This is a genomic window from Shewanella sp. SM55 (genome assembly GCF_025654025.1).
Lineage (GTDB): Bacteria > Pseudomonadota > Gammaproteobacteria > Enterobacterales > Shewanellaceae > Shewanella > Shewanella oncorhynchi.
In genome coordinates this window covers 298,681-312,093 of record NZ_JAKKRS010000001.1, presented here as the reverse complement: position 1 = coordinate 312,093, position 13,413 = coordinate 298,681, and the positions used below count along the sequence as shown (strand labels likewise).

Annotated in this window: 16 protein-coding genes; 6 read left to right on the top strand and 10 right to left on the bottom strand. The window is 44.6% G+C overall.

The genetic code is table 11. The features are described from left to right. Window positions 1-164 precede the first annotated feature (164 nt). Both btsR and L5L91_RS01405 read right to left on the bottom strand, forming a co-directional pair. Complete coding sequence (gene btsR / locus L5L91_RS01410) at window positions 165-875, bottom strand: two-component system response regulator BtsR (protein ID WP_263235513.1); 711 nt, start codon at window positions 873-875, stop codon at window positions 165-167. Further along, complete coding sequence (locus L5L91_RS01405) at window positions 872-2,569, bottom strand: sensor histidine kinase (protein ID WP_263186264.1); 1,698 nt, start codon at window positions 2,567-2,569, stop codon at window positions 872-874. The genes btsR and L5L91_RS01405 overlap by 4 nt, the downstream gene beginning before the upstream one ends. A gap of 128 nt (window positions 2,570-2,697) precedes the next feature. On the opposite strand from L5L91_RS01405, the gene L5L91_RS01400 reads away from it, so the two are divergent. Then, window positions 2,698-2,940, top strand: coding sequence for a YecH family metal-binding protein (locus L5L91_RS01400; protein WP_028760407.1), 243 nt, complete (start codon window positions 2,698-2,700; stop codon window positions 2,938-2,940). Here L5L91_RS01400 and L5L91_RS01395 read toward each other — a convergent pair. From L5L91_RS01395 to L5L91_RS01370, 6 genes are all read right to left on the bottom strand, one after another. Continuing rightward, the gene (locus L5L91_RS01395; protein WP_263223057.1) at window positions 2,867-3,064 is read right to left on the bottom strand and encodes a hypothetical protein; all 198 of its coding nucleotides are present in this window, start codon (window positions 3,062-3,064) and stop codon (window positions 2,867-2,869) included. The genes L5L91_RS01400 and L5L91_RS01395 overlap by 74 nt on opposite strands. Window positions 3,065-3,301: 237 nt before the next feature. Next, window positions 3,302-3,646: a replication protein RepA gene (locus tag L5L91_RS01390; RefSeq protein ID WP_263235511.1), complete on the bottom strand. Its 345-nt coding sequence runs from the start codon at window positions 3,644-3,646 to the stop codon at window positions 3,302-3,304. Then, entirely contained in the window at window positions 3,633-4,301 is a 669-nt protein-coding gene (locus L5L91_RS01385) for an AAA family ATPase (RefSeq protein ID WP_028760405.1), read from the bottom strand. Before L5L91_RS01385 ends, L5L91_RS01390 begins: the two co-directional genes overlap by 14 nt. 76 nt (window positions 4,302-4,377) lie before the next feature. After that, window positions 4,378-4,680, bottom strand: a complete 303-nt coding sequence (locus L5L91_RS01380) for a PilZ domain-containing protein (RefSeq protein WP_105252894.1) — start codon at window positions 4,678-4,680, stop codon at window positions 4,378-4,380. A gap of 158 nt (window positions 4,681-4,838) precedes the next feature. Then, on the bottom strand, window positions 4,839-5,243 hold the full coding sequence (locus L5L91_RS01375) for a phosphate-starvation-inducible protein PsiE (protein WP_028760403.1): 405 nt from the start codon (window positions 5,241-5,243) through the stop codon (window positions 4,839-4,841). Between the two features lie 258 nt (window positions 5,244-5,501). Further along, complete coding sequence (locus tag L5L91_RS01370; protein ID WP_028760402.1) at window positions 5,502-6,011, bottom strand: DUF2062 domain-containing protein; 510 nt, start codon at window positions 6,009-6,011, stop codon at window positions 5,502-5,504. A 32-nt stretch (window positions 6,012-6,043) separates the two neighbouring features. On the opposite strand from L5L91_RS01370, the gene L5L91_RS01365 reads away from it, so the two are divergent. The 4 genes from L5L91_RS01365 to L5L91_RS01350 are packed head-to-tail and all read left to right on the top strand — an operon-like array spanning window position 6,044 to window position 11,389. Continuing rightward, window positions 6,044-8,362 carry a DNA internalization-related competence protein ComEC/Rec2 gene (locus L5L91_RS01365; protein WP_263171098.1) on the top strand — a complete coding sequence of 773 codons (2,319 nt, stop codon included), beginning with the start codon at window positions 6,044-6,046 and terminating at the stop codon, window positions 8,360-8,362. A 32-nt stretch (window positions 8,363-8,394) separates the two neighbouring features. Beyond that, entirely contained in the window at window positions 8,395-10,203 is a 1,809-nt protein-coding gene (msbA, locus tag L5L91_RS01360; RefSeq protein ID WP_105252892.1) for a lipid A export permease/ATP-binding protein MsbA, read from the top strand. Continuing rightward, window positions 10,204-11,199, top strand: a complete 996-nt coding sequence (gene lpxK / locus L5L91_RS01355; RefSeq protein ID WP_263235509.1) for a tetraacyldisaccharide 4'-kinase — start codon at window positions 10,204-10,206, stop codon at window positions 11,197-11,199. It begins immediately after the preceding gene. Between the two features lie 10 nt (window positions 11,200-11,209). Next, entirely contained in the window at window positions 11,210-11,389 is a 180-nt protein-coding gene (locus L5L91_RS01350) for a Trm112 family protein (protein WP_006081200.1), read from the top strand. Between the two features lie 137 nt (window positions 11,390-11,526). On the opposite strand, the gene L5L91_RS01345 is transcribed toward L5L91_RS01350, so the two are convergent. Beyond that, complete coding sequence (locus L5L91_RS01345) at window positions 11,527-11,988, bottom strand: hypothetical protein (protein WP_263235508.1); 462 nt, start codon at window positions 11,986-11,988, stop codon at window positions 11,527-11,529. Between the two features lie 131 nt (window positions 11,989-12,119). Between L5L91_RS01345 and L5L91_RS01340 the strand changes: the two genes are divergently transcribed. Then, window positions 12,120-12,809, top strand: a complete 690-nt coding sequence (locus L5L91_RS01340) for an energy-coupling factor ABC transporter permease (RefSeq protein ID WP_263138203.1) — start codon at window positions 12,120-12,122, stop codon at window positions 12,807-12,809. A 160-nt stretch (window positions 12,810-12,969) separates the two neighbouring features. Here L5L91_RS01340 and L5L91_RS01335 read toward each other — a convergent pair whose 3' ends face one another. Further along, window positions 12,970-13,326, bottom strand: coding sequence for a glutathione S-transferase N-terminal domain-containing protein (locus tag L5L91_RS01335; protein ID WP_028760396.1), 357 nt, complete (start codon window positions 13,324-13,326; stop codon window positions 12,970-12,972). Between the last annotated feature and the right edge of the window lie 87 nt (window positions 13,327-13,413).

The following is a 13,413-nucleotide window of genomic DNA, read 5'->3' as shown; positions in this document are numbered from 1 at the left end:
AAACAAGTTGTTGATATAAAACTTTGTAATCTCAATGAGTGGTCGAAAATGCAGTGTGAGCGGCAATAGGCGAGCTTAAGTGGTTACCATTTTATGTTAACGGTGAGTGCTGTTGGCCATCTTATGGCTAAAAATACGTCGCTAAGATGACTTTTGGATTGTGTTTATTGAAAGCCAAATAGCTGTTTAAGGCTTTTAAGATAGCGGCGTGATACGGGTACTTTATCGCCTAAAAGAGTGGTGACTTCAGCCCCTGTATCTAACAGCTCAATTTCAGCAATCGCCTTAGGTGAAATCAAATACTGCCGATGGCAGCGCACCAGTGGGGTTTTTTCTTCGAACACTTTCAAGGTCAACTGGGTATGGACTTTGCCTTTCGTGCTGGCCACATGGATGCCGCTTAAGTCACTGAACACATATTCCACATCTTGGATTGCAATGACTTTGAGTTTATTGCCGCTGTAGCAGGGAATATGTTCAAGACTCTTTGGGGTAATGGAGTCCATAGCCTGAGGCGTTAGATTTTTACGCACGCGAGTGAGGGTTTTACTGAGTCTGTCGGCATCTATGGGTTTGAGTAAATAATCGAAGGCATGATTGTCGAAGGCTTTGACGGCAAACTCGTCGTAGGCGGTGACAAACACGATTTTCGGCATGTCATCGGGGTCGAGCATTGTAATAAGTTCCATGCCCGAAATGCGTGGCATTTGGATATCAAGAAAGATTAACTGAGGTTTTTCTTTGGTTATGCTCTGTAATGCCTCAATAGCATTGGCGCATTGACCGACGATTTGGATGTCGTGTTCTTGCCCCAAAAGGTCAGCTAATTCTTCACGAGCAAACAGCTCATCATCGACAATTAAACAAGTGATCACGTGCGGGTATCCATATTTGATGTTTCAGGGCTTTCTATGGGCAATCTTATGGTGACACGAGTCAATTGATCGGGCTCGCACTCCACTGTCACGCCGTATTGTTCGCCAAAAATATTCTGAATTCGCTTATGCACTAAGTTCATCCCTAGGCCTTCTGAGCCCTCAATGGGCTGATACAACCCGGCATTGTCTGTGACTTCTAGCTCCAGCACATCATTTTCGAGCTTGCCAGTTACTTTAATCTGCCCTTGCTCAATCATGTGCGAAGTGCCGTGCTTTACGGCATTCTCAATAATTGGCTGCAGGGTAAAGGCGGGGACTTTACAGTGGTAGAGTGATTCAGGTATCGCGATACTGACTTGTAATTTATCAATAAAACGCGCTTTTTCAATGGTGAGATAGGACGCTATGTGATCTAGCTCATCCCCAAGCGTCACTAAGCCTGTCGTTCGCTTTAAATTGATCCGTAAAAATTGCGATAACTGCTGCAATAGCTGCTTAGACATATCAGGATCACGTTTGATAATCGCGCTAATGGTATTCAGTGCATTAAATAAAAAGTGCGGATTGACCTGAGCCTGCAGCAATTTAAGTTCGGCTTGAGTCAGTAGATTTTGCTGTTGCTCAAAACGCCCATAAAGAATTTGGTTCGATAACAGGCGGGCAATACCTTCACCTAAAGTACGGTTGATATTCAAAAAAAGTTTATTCTTAGGCTCATAGAGTTTAATCGTGCCAATGACTTCGGTATCACTGCGCAGCGGGATCACTAGACTTGACCCTAGACGGCAATGAGAAGAAATAGAGCATGCATAGGGCGTTTCAACGCCATCGGCGAACATGACCTTATTTTGATTGATGGCTTCTAAGGTGATTTTGGATGAAATCGGTGTACCAGGGAGATGGTGATCGGCGCCTATGCCAATAAAGGCTAACAGTTTTTCTCTGTCCGTGATGGCCACTGCACCCACATTGGTTTCTTCGATGACGATTTGGGCGACGTGACTACTACTTTCTTCGTTAAATCCTTTGGATAGTAATCCGACACTGCGTTCGGCAATTTTTAATGCCTTAGTCGAAAAGCTCGATGAGAGTTTATCAAACATGGTTTTTTGGTCACGGATCATGCTCATAAAGAGTGCCGCTCCCACGGAGTTCACTAACAACATGGGCGGCGCGATTTGACGTACCAATTCCCATGCATCATCGAAGGGACGTGCAACCAAAAGTATGATGCTCATTTGCATCATTTCAGCATAAAAAGTCACTAGGCAAACGAGTAATGGATTGTAGATGAGCTCACTTTTATCTGCGCGTCTTAAGTAGAAGCTTATCATCCCAGCGGATAAGCCTTCTAAGGTGGTGGAGATAGCGCAGGCTATATCAGTAAAACCGCCCATACTGTAGCGGTGTAGCCCACCAGTCAGCCCCACCAGAAAACCAGTAACCGGTCCTCCTAATAATCCGCCTAAAACTGCGCCCATAGCACGAGTGTTGGCAATCGCTCCCGAGGTTTGCTCACCAAAATAAGTGGCCATGATGCAGAAACTCGAAAAAATCAGATACATAAAAATCTTATGTGGCAGACGAGGAGACGTTTCGGCAAACAGTTTAAACAGTGGCGTTTTACTGACTAAGTAAACGATCACTAAGTACAGCGACATCTGTTGGGTCAGTAATAGGATCAAAGACATAATGGCTCACATTATCGTCACAGATGTCGGCGCAGTCGTCCCCATTTGAAAGTTTGTGCGCGAGATCAGGGTTCGAATTTAACCGTTAGGATATAAAGAACAATAATATTGCATCTTTAGGAGGACATATGTCCAATTCTGTTCACGGTCATGATGTTATGGCGCTGATGGTAGCTCAAGGGGCCGCTATTATAAAGCCTGAATTAATTTCCATGATGGAGCAAAAGTTTGGCTCGGCGGCTCGATACCATACTTGTAGTGCAACTGATTTGAGTGCCGAAGCATTAATTGAGTTACTTATAGGTAAAGGTAAGTTTTACGAAACGTCCCAAGGTATTCAACTTGTAGCTGGGCGAAAGTGTGAGCATTAATATCCATCGTATTAAATATCTGTTCATTCAGCGGGAATTTAACTCGCTTTAGACAAGGAAAAGGCTTGAAGGCATAGTGGTGCTCTGTCAAAAGCCTTAAACGCAGTATAAAGCGCGATGCCATAAACATCAGCCGCCCTTCGGGAGCCACAGGCATTCCACTCCGGTGTTGCATTACTTAAAAGTGAATGATCATTTCTGCATCAATGCGCCTTGGATTGAGATGCTAGTGAGGCTCTGAAATGGCTAACTATTTAATATTATTGGTATAATACACAGTGCCATAGCGTACTCATTTTATTTTGTTGTATTTTATTGATTGGTTTTTAGCCGCTTAGACGTGTAATCGTTTTGTTGAAGCTCAGGTCTCATCGTGGCGCTTATTTGCAATTTGCTCCTGCTGTGCGGGGGTGAGTTGGGTAAATTCATTGATCAAAATACGCAGTAATCGAGATTTTGCAATATTGGTGGATTTCGATAGGGCGTCAAGCTGAGAAATACTGTTTTCAGTGAGGGTAAAGGTCGCGTGGCGATAAATCTTAGTCGATTTTTTATCTAAGCCCTTAACTATGGTTTGTGTGGTGGGCGCAGCTAATAAACTCGCCTTACCTAAAGCGTAGTTATTGGCATCTTCAATGAAATCATCGACAGAAACCGGCTTGATGATTTGCTTAGGTTTCTTACGTTTAAGATCAGTTAAGCTCATAGCTATTTTCTGGTGGCATTGCGAATAACTCATCCGCGATGGCGCGGATCTCATCGGCTGCTTTTCCATCGGGTTCTATTTCGACGACTGAAGAGCCTCTTTCTTCACTGTCATCATAAATATTTCGGCAAAATGTAACTGAATTTAGCACTCTTAGTCCAAAGGATTGCACCACATCTTTGGCTTCTAAAATGCGTTTAAACTGTGTAGGAAGCGCTGGACATTGGGTTAGCACTATAGTCGCGATCATTTTAGGATTCACCATCTTACACGTACTTAGCATGTCTTCCATGTGGGGTAATGTTTTGAGATCGCGTCTTTTGGGTCTGAGGGGGATCACAACATAAGTCGCTACCGACATAGCTGCGCGCATGGCTAAGTTATCTTGGCCACCACAATCTACAATTACGTAGTCAAAACGCTCATTGAGGCTGAGTAAATCATTACGAATCTTGCCGTAAAGTTGGATGCAATTAATACTTGGGAGGCTTGGATCATTATTTCTTGCTTGGATCCAATCTGAAGTCGTGCGTTGGGGATCACAATCGACCATGAGGACGTTTGCCTGAAATTTTTGCTTAATATAAACGGCAAGATTTTGAGCGAGACAACTTTTTCCGCTACCACCTTTTTCACCACCTACCAGCAAGATCATACTGACGCCCCTTAATGAATTGTTCAATTCATTGAGTGTAGAACAGAGCCATTAAAGCTGCGAAATTTAAGTTAAATTAAAGCAGTTGCATAGCAATATGGTAGCTTTGGTCATGGCATCTCGCGCAACGGCAGACTTGTCCTTTAACGGTATTTTGTTGGGTTGAATTGGGATTAAAGGTCACTTCGATGAGTTCCCCGAGTGCAAACGGATTTTTATAATCGAATAAAATGCCGCGTCTTGCTAAGTCGATACACACACCTTCATCTGTTTGCTTCATGCCTTGAGTGTCGATCCAATTCAAGACCACGCGCTCTGCTTCCATGTCGACTCGCAGTGATGTGCGTTTTTCTTCAAAACCAGTAGTATGGTCACCCATAACTCAATTGCCCCGTAAATTATTGATCTCAGTAAAACTAGCATAATTGCTTTTTGGCAGAATACCAATGTGAAAGCTAGGTCTTTGATAATAGTTTTAAAACGAGAACAGCAGGTGCCATTGATTTAGGTTTCAATAGCACCAACTCAGGTATTTGATTAATTGTCGTATTCTTGATTTTTTGGATAAGGCATTTTTAATTGGCCCCAACGAATCACAATCACGGTTGCCGCTAAAATTAGCGTCGATAATGATATTGCTGCGATACGCCAGTCTTCCATGCTCTTCATATCTAAGATTAGGTAACGGGCCAAGGCGACAATCGCAATATAAAGCGGCATACGTACTGGTAACTTACCGGATTCATAGTAGTTAGCCACCATGGCTAACACTTCTAAGAAAATAAATAACAAGAGTAAATCGGCCAGTGCGACCATACGTACAGAGATGATATGCACAATTTCTTGGCCTATTGCGACAACGGTGGCAATGGCAATAATAAATAGGACTAAGTGTTCAACGGCTTTAAGGCTTTTAGAACCATATTGATGATAAAAAGGCATGGATATTCCCTACTTGATGTTTTTATAAATAGTAACAGCAAAAATCTGTTTTTAGGGAAAAGCTAGGCGCCGCTGTGTGATTTAATTCACAGATATGTACGATCTTAAATTCGGCGCAAAGTGGAGTTAATGTGGTTGTATTGTAGAAGGTGATTTATATGATGAACAAAAGGGAAGCGAGAGCGAATGTGTTAATCCGCTTATGCTGTTACCTCGACTCAATCGTTGTACCAACATAAGCGGTTTGAATATAAAAGATTATTTATTCTTGCGTTTCTGCCACTTAAACATAATTGAATATTTCCACAGATTATTAATCAGCAAATAACCGACAGCGGAAAAAACCACTCCTAGCACGAGACACCCGAGTAAGAATGCCGGACCTATAGTCGCAAGCGATGCTTCAATCCATTGCCAACTTGCTTCGAAGGCAAAATCTTGCGGAGCATGGCCGAGTATTTTAGCACCGAGTAAATACGCCCCATAAAACATCACTGGCATAGTTAAGGGATTGGTTATCCATACTAATGCAACTGAAACAGGAATATTAACGTTAAATAGAATGGCAAAAGCCGCTGCAACAACCATCTGAAATGGCATGGGGATCCAAGCGACAAATAACCCTACGGCAAATGCGCCTGGGGCGGATTTTCGATTAAGTGCCCATAGATTGGGATTATGTAACAAGCGTCCGAACATGCGTAAGTGTTTATGCTCACGCAAGGTTTCAGGCTTAGGCATAAATCTTTTAATTAATTTTTTTGGCATATGCTGAAATTGCTGTCTTAACTTAATTCACTATGAATCGATTCATGTTTGGCTTTAGTGCCATCTTATTATCAGCGATGTTATGGCCTTCGCTGCCGCCAGTCAGTTACATACCCTACCTTGTTGTTGGGGCGTTAATCTTACACCGAAAAATCCCTGTCTGTGCAGGTGGGCTCTTTGCGGTAGCATGGCTAACTGGTTTTTGCTTAGGATTATCTAGGCAGGATTTGCCAGTGTTACAACAACCTATACAGGTAAGGGGCGAAATCATATCACTAGTTAGTCGAAACAGCGACTGGCTAAGTTTGGATATATCGCTCATTAAACCAAATTTAATCTTAGGGCCAAACGCAAAATTGCGACTCACGTGGAAAGATCCGCCAGAAGTCGATGTGGGTCAGGTTTGGCTGTTTACGTTGACACCTAAGAGCATTGCTAGCGTGCTAAATCAAGGCGGCTACAACGAACAAAAACAATTAATCAGTCAACATGTTGTCGGTAAAGGACGAGTGATTGAGGCGCAGTTACTTGCGGTTTCGCCTTCATTGCGTAATGACCTCATAAGCGCATTGACACCTGAATTAGCCTCTTTACCTCAAGGTGACATTTTACTCGCTTTGCTTTTGGGGGATAAGCATTTGATCTCACAAGCTCGTTGGCAAGCACTAAGGCAGACTGGCACTGGCCATTTAGTGGCGATTTCCGGTTTGCACCTCTCCGTTGTCGCGGCATGGGTATACGCTTGCCTTTTGTTTGGATTGAGTCGTTTAGTGTCACATCAGAGTCGACGGAATATGACTTTTGCGTTAGTCGCGGCAGGTATAGGCGCCGCATTTTATGCTTATCTTGCAGGCTTTGGTGTGTCGACTCAGCGTGCACTCGTGATGATTTTACTGTTAATGCTACTGAGTTTATTAAAGCGATTTTCTACTGCGTGGGAGCGCTTGCTGTTTGCATTGTTTGTCGTATTGTTACTCGACCCGCTTGCTTGTTTAAGTGCGGGCTTTTGGCTGTCGTTTTGTGCTTTAGGGGTGATTTTATATACCTTAGTCATCCAGCCCAAAGAGTTTACGGCTGTGTCGACTCGAAGGACGCGTGTAGGCGCGGGGCTTTTGCAATTTTGGGCTATCCAATGGCGCCTGAGCCTTGGGCTTGGATTACTGCAAGGAGCACTCTTTGGTGGTGTGAGTTTACACAGCTTGTGGATGAATATCCTAGCTGTGCCATGGTTTAGTTTTGTTGTTATCCCATTAGCCATGGCGGGATTTATATGCTGGTGGTTTGGAACTGCGTTTGGGTTCTCTTGGTTGGGACTGCTTCGCCTAAGTGATTGGAGTTTATCACCCTATGCGCAGTTGCTAGACATAAGCCAGCAATTGCCAGCCCATTGGTTAGCGCTTTCAGATACGATATTAGCCTTTGGGTTATACGCGCTCATCGGTGGTGTGTTATGGCGCTATGTGCCTAAAAATAAAAATTATACTTCTTGGTTAAGCCTGCTGAGTTTACTGTTTATTCCCGCTTTGCTTTTCTGTATTACGCTGTGGTCACCCTTTCAAAATAATCGATGGGCTATGCATTTACTGGATGTGGGCCAAGGTTTAGCTGTGGTTATTGAAAAGAATGGTAGAGGGCTGGTCTACGACACCGGTGCCGCCTTTGGTGATGACTTTAGTTATGCGGAGCGGGTGATATTACCTTTCCTAAAAGCTAAAGGCATTCAAGAGATTGATTATATTGTTATCAGCCATAGCGATAACGATCATGCAGGTGGTGCCCCTGTTTTGATTGAGGCTTACCCTAAGGCTTTAGTGATCACAGACGTGGCTGGCTTTAGCGGCCAAGATTGCCGTCCAAAGCAGATTCAATGGCAAGGGCTGAGCTTGAATTTGCTTTCTCCGCCTCAAGCGTTAGCGGGTAATAATGGTTCCTGTGTTATACGCATTGATGATGACAGGCAGAGTCTACTGCTTACGGGGGATATCGAAAAGCAAATCGAAACTTCGCTATTAAGTCGTGCCCTAAGTGGTGAGTATGAGTTACAAAGTGAGGTGCTCATTGCGCCCCACCACGGTAGTAAAACCTCGTCAACTGAAGCCTTTATTGATGCTGTTGCCCCCAAGTTAGTCTTGTTTCCTGCTGGTTTTGCTAATCGCTGGGGGTTTCCAAAATCCACAGTGGTTGAACGTTATCAGCAACGGGAGATTATGGGCCTAACTACAGGTATAGAAGGGCAGATTAGTGTGATTTTTCAGCAGTCTGAGCGAGAGGTTAAGACCTATCGTGGTGATTTAGCGCCATTTTGGTACAACTCTCTGTTTAGATTTGGTGACTTGATTAATCCAGAGTAGAATGCCTACTTTGCCATAATTTAGTGTTATCAATGACAACATCTCCTAAAGACGAAATGTGGACAGTTTTCAAACGATTACTGGGCTATATAAAACAGATGAAAGGCATGTTTATGCTTTCAGTTGCGGGATTAATTATTTATGGTCTCGTCGATGCCGCCTTTATCGCTTTCATCGGCCCCTTTATTGATAAGGGCTTTTCCGGCGGCGCACCCGCTGCGGTCACCAACGGCATAGCATTGCCAACCAGTGAAGGTTTCCACGCGAACAACGACGTGCTAATGATGGCGCCGCTTGTGGTTATCGTCATGTTTTCCCTGCGCGGTTTTGCCAACTTTGTCTCGACCTACGGCATTTCATACATGAGTGCGCGTTTGATCATGGACATGCGTCAGCAAGTGTTTGAGCATTATCTGAGCCTGCCTGTCAGTTATATGGATAAGGAAAATACCGGTAACTTGATCTCAAAAGTGACTTTTGATACTGAGCAAATCGCTCGAGCATCGGGAAGTGCTTTGATTTCCATCGTCCGCGATAGTGTGACTGTGTTTGGTATGCTGGTGCTGATGTTCTATAACTCTTGGAAGCTATCCCTCTGTATTCTTGTGATTGGTCCTATCATGGGCATGGTCATTGCGGTGGTTAGTCGTCGTTTCCGTAAGGTTTCTAAGCAAATTCAAACCGCCATGGGCGGCGTGAGTGCCACAACTGAGCAAATGATTAAGGGCCATAAAAACGTATTGGCCTTTGGTGGACAGGAAACAGAAGCAACCCGTTTTGCTAAAGTAAACGATCAAAACCGCCATCAAAATATGAAGTTAGCTGTGGCACAAGCCATTAGTCAGCCTTTGATCATGATTATTGGCTCATTCGCCTTAGCCTTTGTACTTTATGCGGCAAGCTTAGACAGCATGAAAGCCGATCTTACCGCGGGTACCTTCGCGACGATTCTTGGCGCCATGATGGCCATGTTACAACCCATCAAAAACTTAACCCGAGTGAATGCCGAATTTCAACGGGGTATTGCGGCTTGTACCACAGTGTTTGAATTACTGGATACGCTGCCAGAGTCCGATACGGGAACTTATACTGTCGAGCGTGCTAAGGGTCATCTACGTTTTGATAATGTGTGTTTTACCTATGACAGCCAAGATCGTCGTGCACTTGAGAATGTCGATTTTGAAGTCAAACCCGGGCAAACCTTAGCCTTAGTTGGACGTTCTGGCTCAGGTAAGTCGACTATTGCGAGTTTAGTGACCCGTTTTTATACGGGCCTTGAATCCGGCGATATTCTGCTTGATGACGTCAGTATCTACGATTACTCGCTAAAATCGCTGCGCAATCAAGTGGCACTGGTATCGCAACAGGTGACCTTATTCAACGATACGATTGCCAACAACATCGCCTACGCCTATCCCGGTGAGGCGACTCGTGAGCAGATCATTGAAGCTGCGACCTTGGCCTATGCGATGGAGTTTATTGATCAGCTGCCCCAAGGCCTTGATACCCAAGTGGGTGAGAATGGTGTGTTATTGTCCGGTGGTCAAAGGCAGCGGATTGCGATTGCGCGCGCTATGTTGCGTGATGCGCCTGTGTTGATCCTCGATGAAGCGACCTCTGCACTGGATACTGAGTCAGAAAAAGCCATTCAAAAAGGGTTAGATAACCTCAGACAAAACCGCACATCTGTAGTGATCGCCCACAGGTTGTCGACCATCGAGAGTGCCGATCAGATTTTAGTAGTCGATCAGGGGCGGATTGTCGAGCGCGGGACGCACCAATCACTATTGGAATTAGATGGCATGTACGCCAAATTATACCAAATGCAATTTGGTAGTTAGATGCAGGCCTTAGTGAATAAAATCTGGTATCAGGGCCATCCACTGCGATGGCTCTTGTTACCGTTATCTGGCTTATTCGCGGTTATCACTTATGTGCGCCGCGCTTTGTTTCACCTCGGGATGAAATCACAAACTGTAATGCCTGTACCTGTCATCGTCGTCGGTAATATTACCGTCGGTGGCAGCGGTAAGACGCCAACTGTGATTTATCTGATTGAATTGCTGCGCCAACATGGATTTCACCCCGGTGTGATCAGTCGTGGTTACGGTGTTGATATTCAAGGCGTTAAATCGGTTTGCTTAGGTGCAAGTGCGGCAGAGGTGGGTGATGAACCTGCCATGATAGTGGCGCGTACTCAAGTGCCTATGGTGGTTGGCGCTAAACGGGTCGATGCGGCCAACGCGCTTATTGCTGAGTTTGGTGTTGATGTCATCATCTGTGACGATGGCCTACAGCATTATGCTCTGGCACGCGATATTGAGCTGGTGGTAATTGATGGTCAGCGCGGTTTAGGCAATGGCTTGCTATTGCCAGCAGGTCCATTGCGTGAAGGCGCGTGGCGTCTCGATACCGTGGATTTTATCGTCAGTAATGGCGGCCCAGCGGCAAAAGGGCAGTTCGAAATGCAACTGACACCTACGGCAGTGAAGCCTGTTAAATGTGATGCGACGTCTGGTGAATATACTTTCGATAAGTCTCAGCCGCTCGTTGCGATGGCGGGCATAGGTAATCCAGCGCGTTTCTTTGAATCGTTGCGCGCACAAGGCTATCAACTGGCCTTCTGCCATGGTTTTGATGACCATCAGGCCTACGATAAAACCCAGTTAGGTGATTTAGCCCAAGGCTTGCCACTGTTGATGACAGAAAAAGATGCGGTTAAATGTCGCGATTTTGCACAAGAAAACTGGTGGTATTTGGCGGTCGATGCCAAGCTATCCCCACAATTTGATGAACAGCTGCTCGCACGTCTTCGTGAAGTGGCTGCAGCTAAATAAGGAAACTTCCATGGCATTCGATAAAAAATTGTTAGATATAGTGGCTTGCCCTGTGTGTAAGGGAAAACTTGAGTACGATAAAACGACGCAGCAGTTGATTTGTAAGGCAGATAAACTTGCTTATCCGATCACTGAAGGTATCCCGGTGTTATTGGAAAATCGTGCTGTGCCACTGACCGAATCAGTTTAGTGTGATGTGAATGCGCGTATTGTCTCATACGCGCATGCTTACTTTTTATTCTGCTTATTATCGTTTTAGCTATTTTTAGCCGATTTAAGTTTTTTGTATTGGTAACTGTGCACGTTTCTTCATTACTTTGAGTTTAGTTAATAGCTCATAAATTTGTGTTTATCAGCATTGGTTGCCCCCTCTTGGCACTCACCGCGAATTTCTCCTCGACCAGTCTCGATAATTCGGCTTAATTCAATATAACCTTCGCGGCAATAACCCGTCATTTCAAGGGTTTTGATTAAACCTAAATCAACCTGTCTCCCCCAAATTTCTAATGAGTCCTGTAGATCTTGCATCGCGCGACGTTGCTCACGGGGATCTTGCATATTACGTATGCGTGCCTCGTGTGGAAAAGGGCGCTCGGTATCATTCATTGTCGACTTTTCATCGACCAGCCGCGCTTTGTAGCTGAAGAGTTTAAGGCCATCGCTTTTAATATCCGTCGTTAACTTATCCCGTAATTTTCCGGCGAGTTCACTCGGGTCAATTGGCGCACTGCTGCAGGCGATGAGCGAGAAACAACTTAAGATGGTAAGGCTGAGATATCGAAACGGCATAATCAAATTTAACTCTTAGTTATTAACTGACAGAAGAATACCTTAATATGGCCCTAAAGTTCATGGATTTATGGCATTCTCATAGGCTGAGTACGCGCCGATAGGTGTAATGGATTAAGGATGGGCGAGTAATGTTGGCGTTTTGGTCAAATAAATGGGCGCAAATCGAATGGGATATGGGCCTGACTCAAGGTATATGCCTTATGTTCTTGGCGTTATGGCTCTACGCCATATGGCCAAAAGAAGAGTTAGTGCAGCTCCGGCGGGATAAACATCTCCAATTACGTTTGTTGCTGACGTTGGTGGGGATCAATGCGCTGTGGTCGTTAAATGCCAGTATTCAAACAGGGTTGCATCTGCATTTTCTGGGAATTGTCACTTGTATGCTGATGTTCGGCTGGCGTCTTGCGACTCTAGTGTTGCTATTGCCGAGCGCTTTTTTTAGTCTTTTTGTATTAAAGCAGCCCGCTGATTTTGGTGCTTTTAGTTTGTTCGCTATGGCTGTGCCGCTGTTTCTGTGTTTTATCCTATACAGTCGCAGTTACCATTTATTTCCTAAACATATTTTTGTATTCATCTTCGTCGGTGGTTTTATCAATGCGGGCCTCTCAACTGTGTTTCATCAATTGAGTTGGGCGATGTGGTTGTGGTCTGCAGCGGATTACGATTGGAATGTGTTAGTGGACGACTACCTGATGCTCATCCCTTTGCTGGCATTCCCAGAGGCATTGCTTAATGGCATGGCGGTGACGCTATTGGTGGTGTATCAGCCCCAGTGGTTATTTGATTATTCTGACCGTGAATATTTGTGGCGTAAGTAAATGTGATAAAAGAATGTGGTAAAACAACGCAATAAAAGAACTGCGCCCTAAACCTCGTCATTCCAACGTAAAGCCCTTTGTAAGGAGCCCATTGAACAGACGATTGAAAGGTTATTGGACGCACTTATTTGTATATTTGCGCTGACCGTTGCGCCGTGATTTAGGCGAAGCGTTGGTCTAAGTAGTTAATGATTTCTTTTGATTCATATAACCACTGTACTTGACCGTTTTCTTCAATCCGCAGACAAGGCACTTGCTGTTTGCCGCCTTGAGCGATGAGTTCATCTTTATGCGGCGCTTTTTTAGCGTCGTGGGTCACTATGTTGAGTCCTTGGCGACGCATTGCACGGCGGACTTTTACACAAAATGGGCATGCAGGATATTGATACAGGGCTAATGCTTGAGTTTGAGCATCAATTTTTTGTTGCTCAGCCAGTGGACGTTGGCGCTTCTTAGGGCTAAATACGAAGTTTAAAAACAGAATAATCCTGCCTAAAATCCAGCGAATGATAAACATGTTATTGACCTTAATGATAATTTTTGTGGAAGAACATTTGTGCGTCATGGCGCCACAGAAAGCGTGCGGCGAGTCTGGGATCCAGTC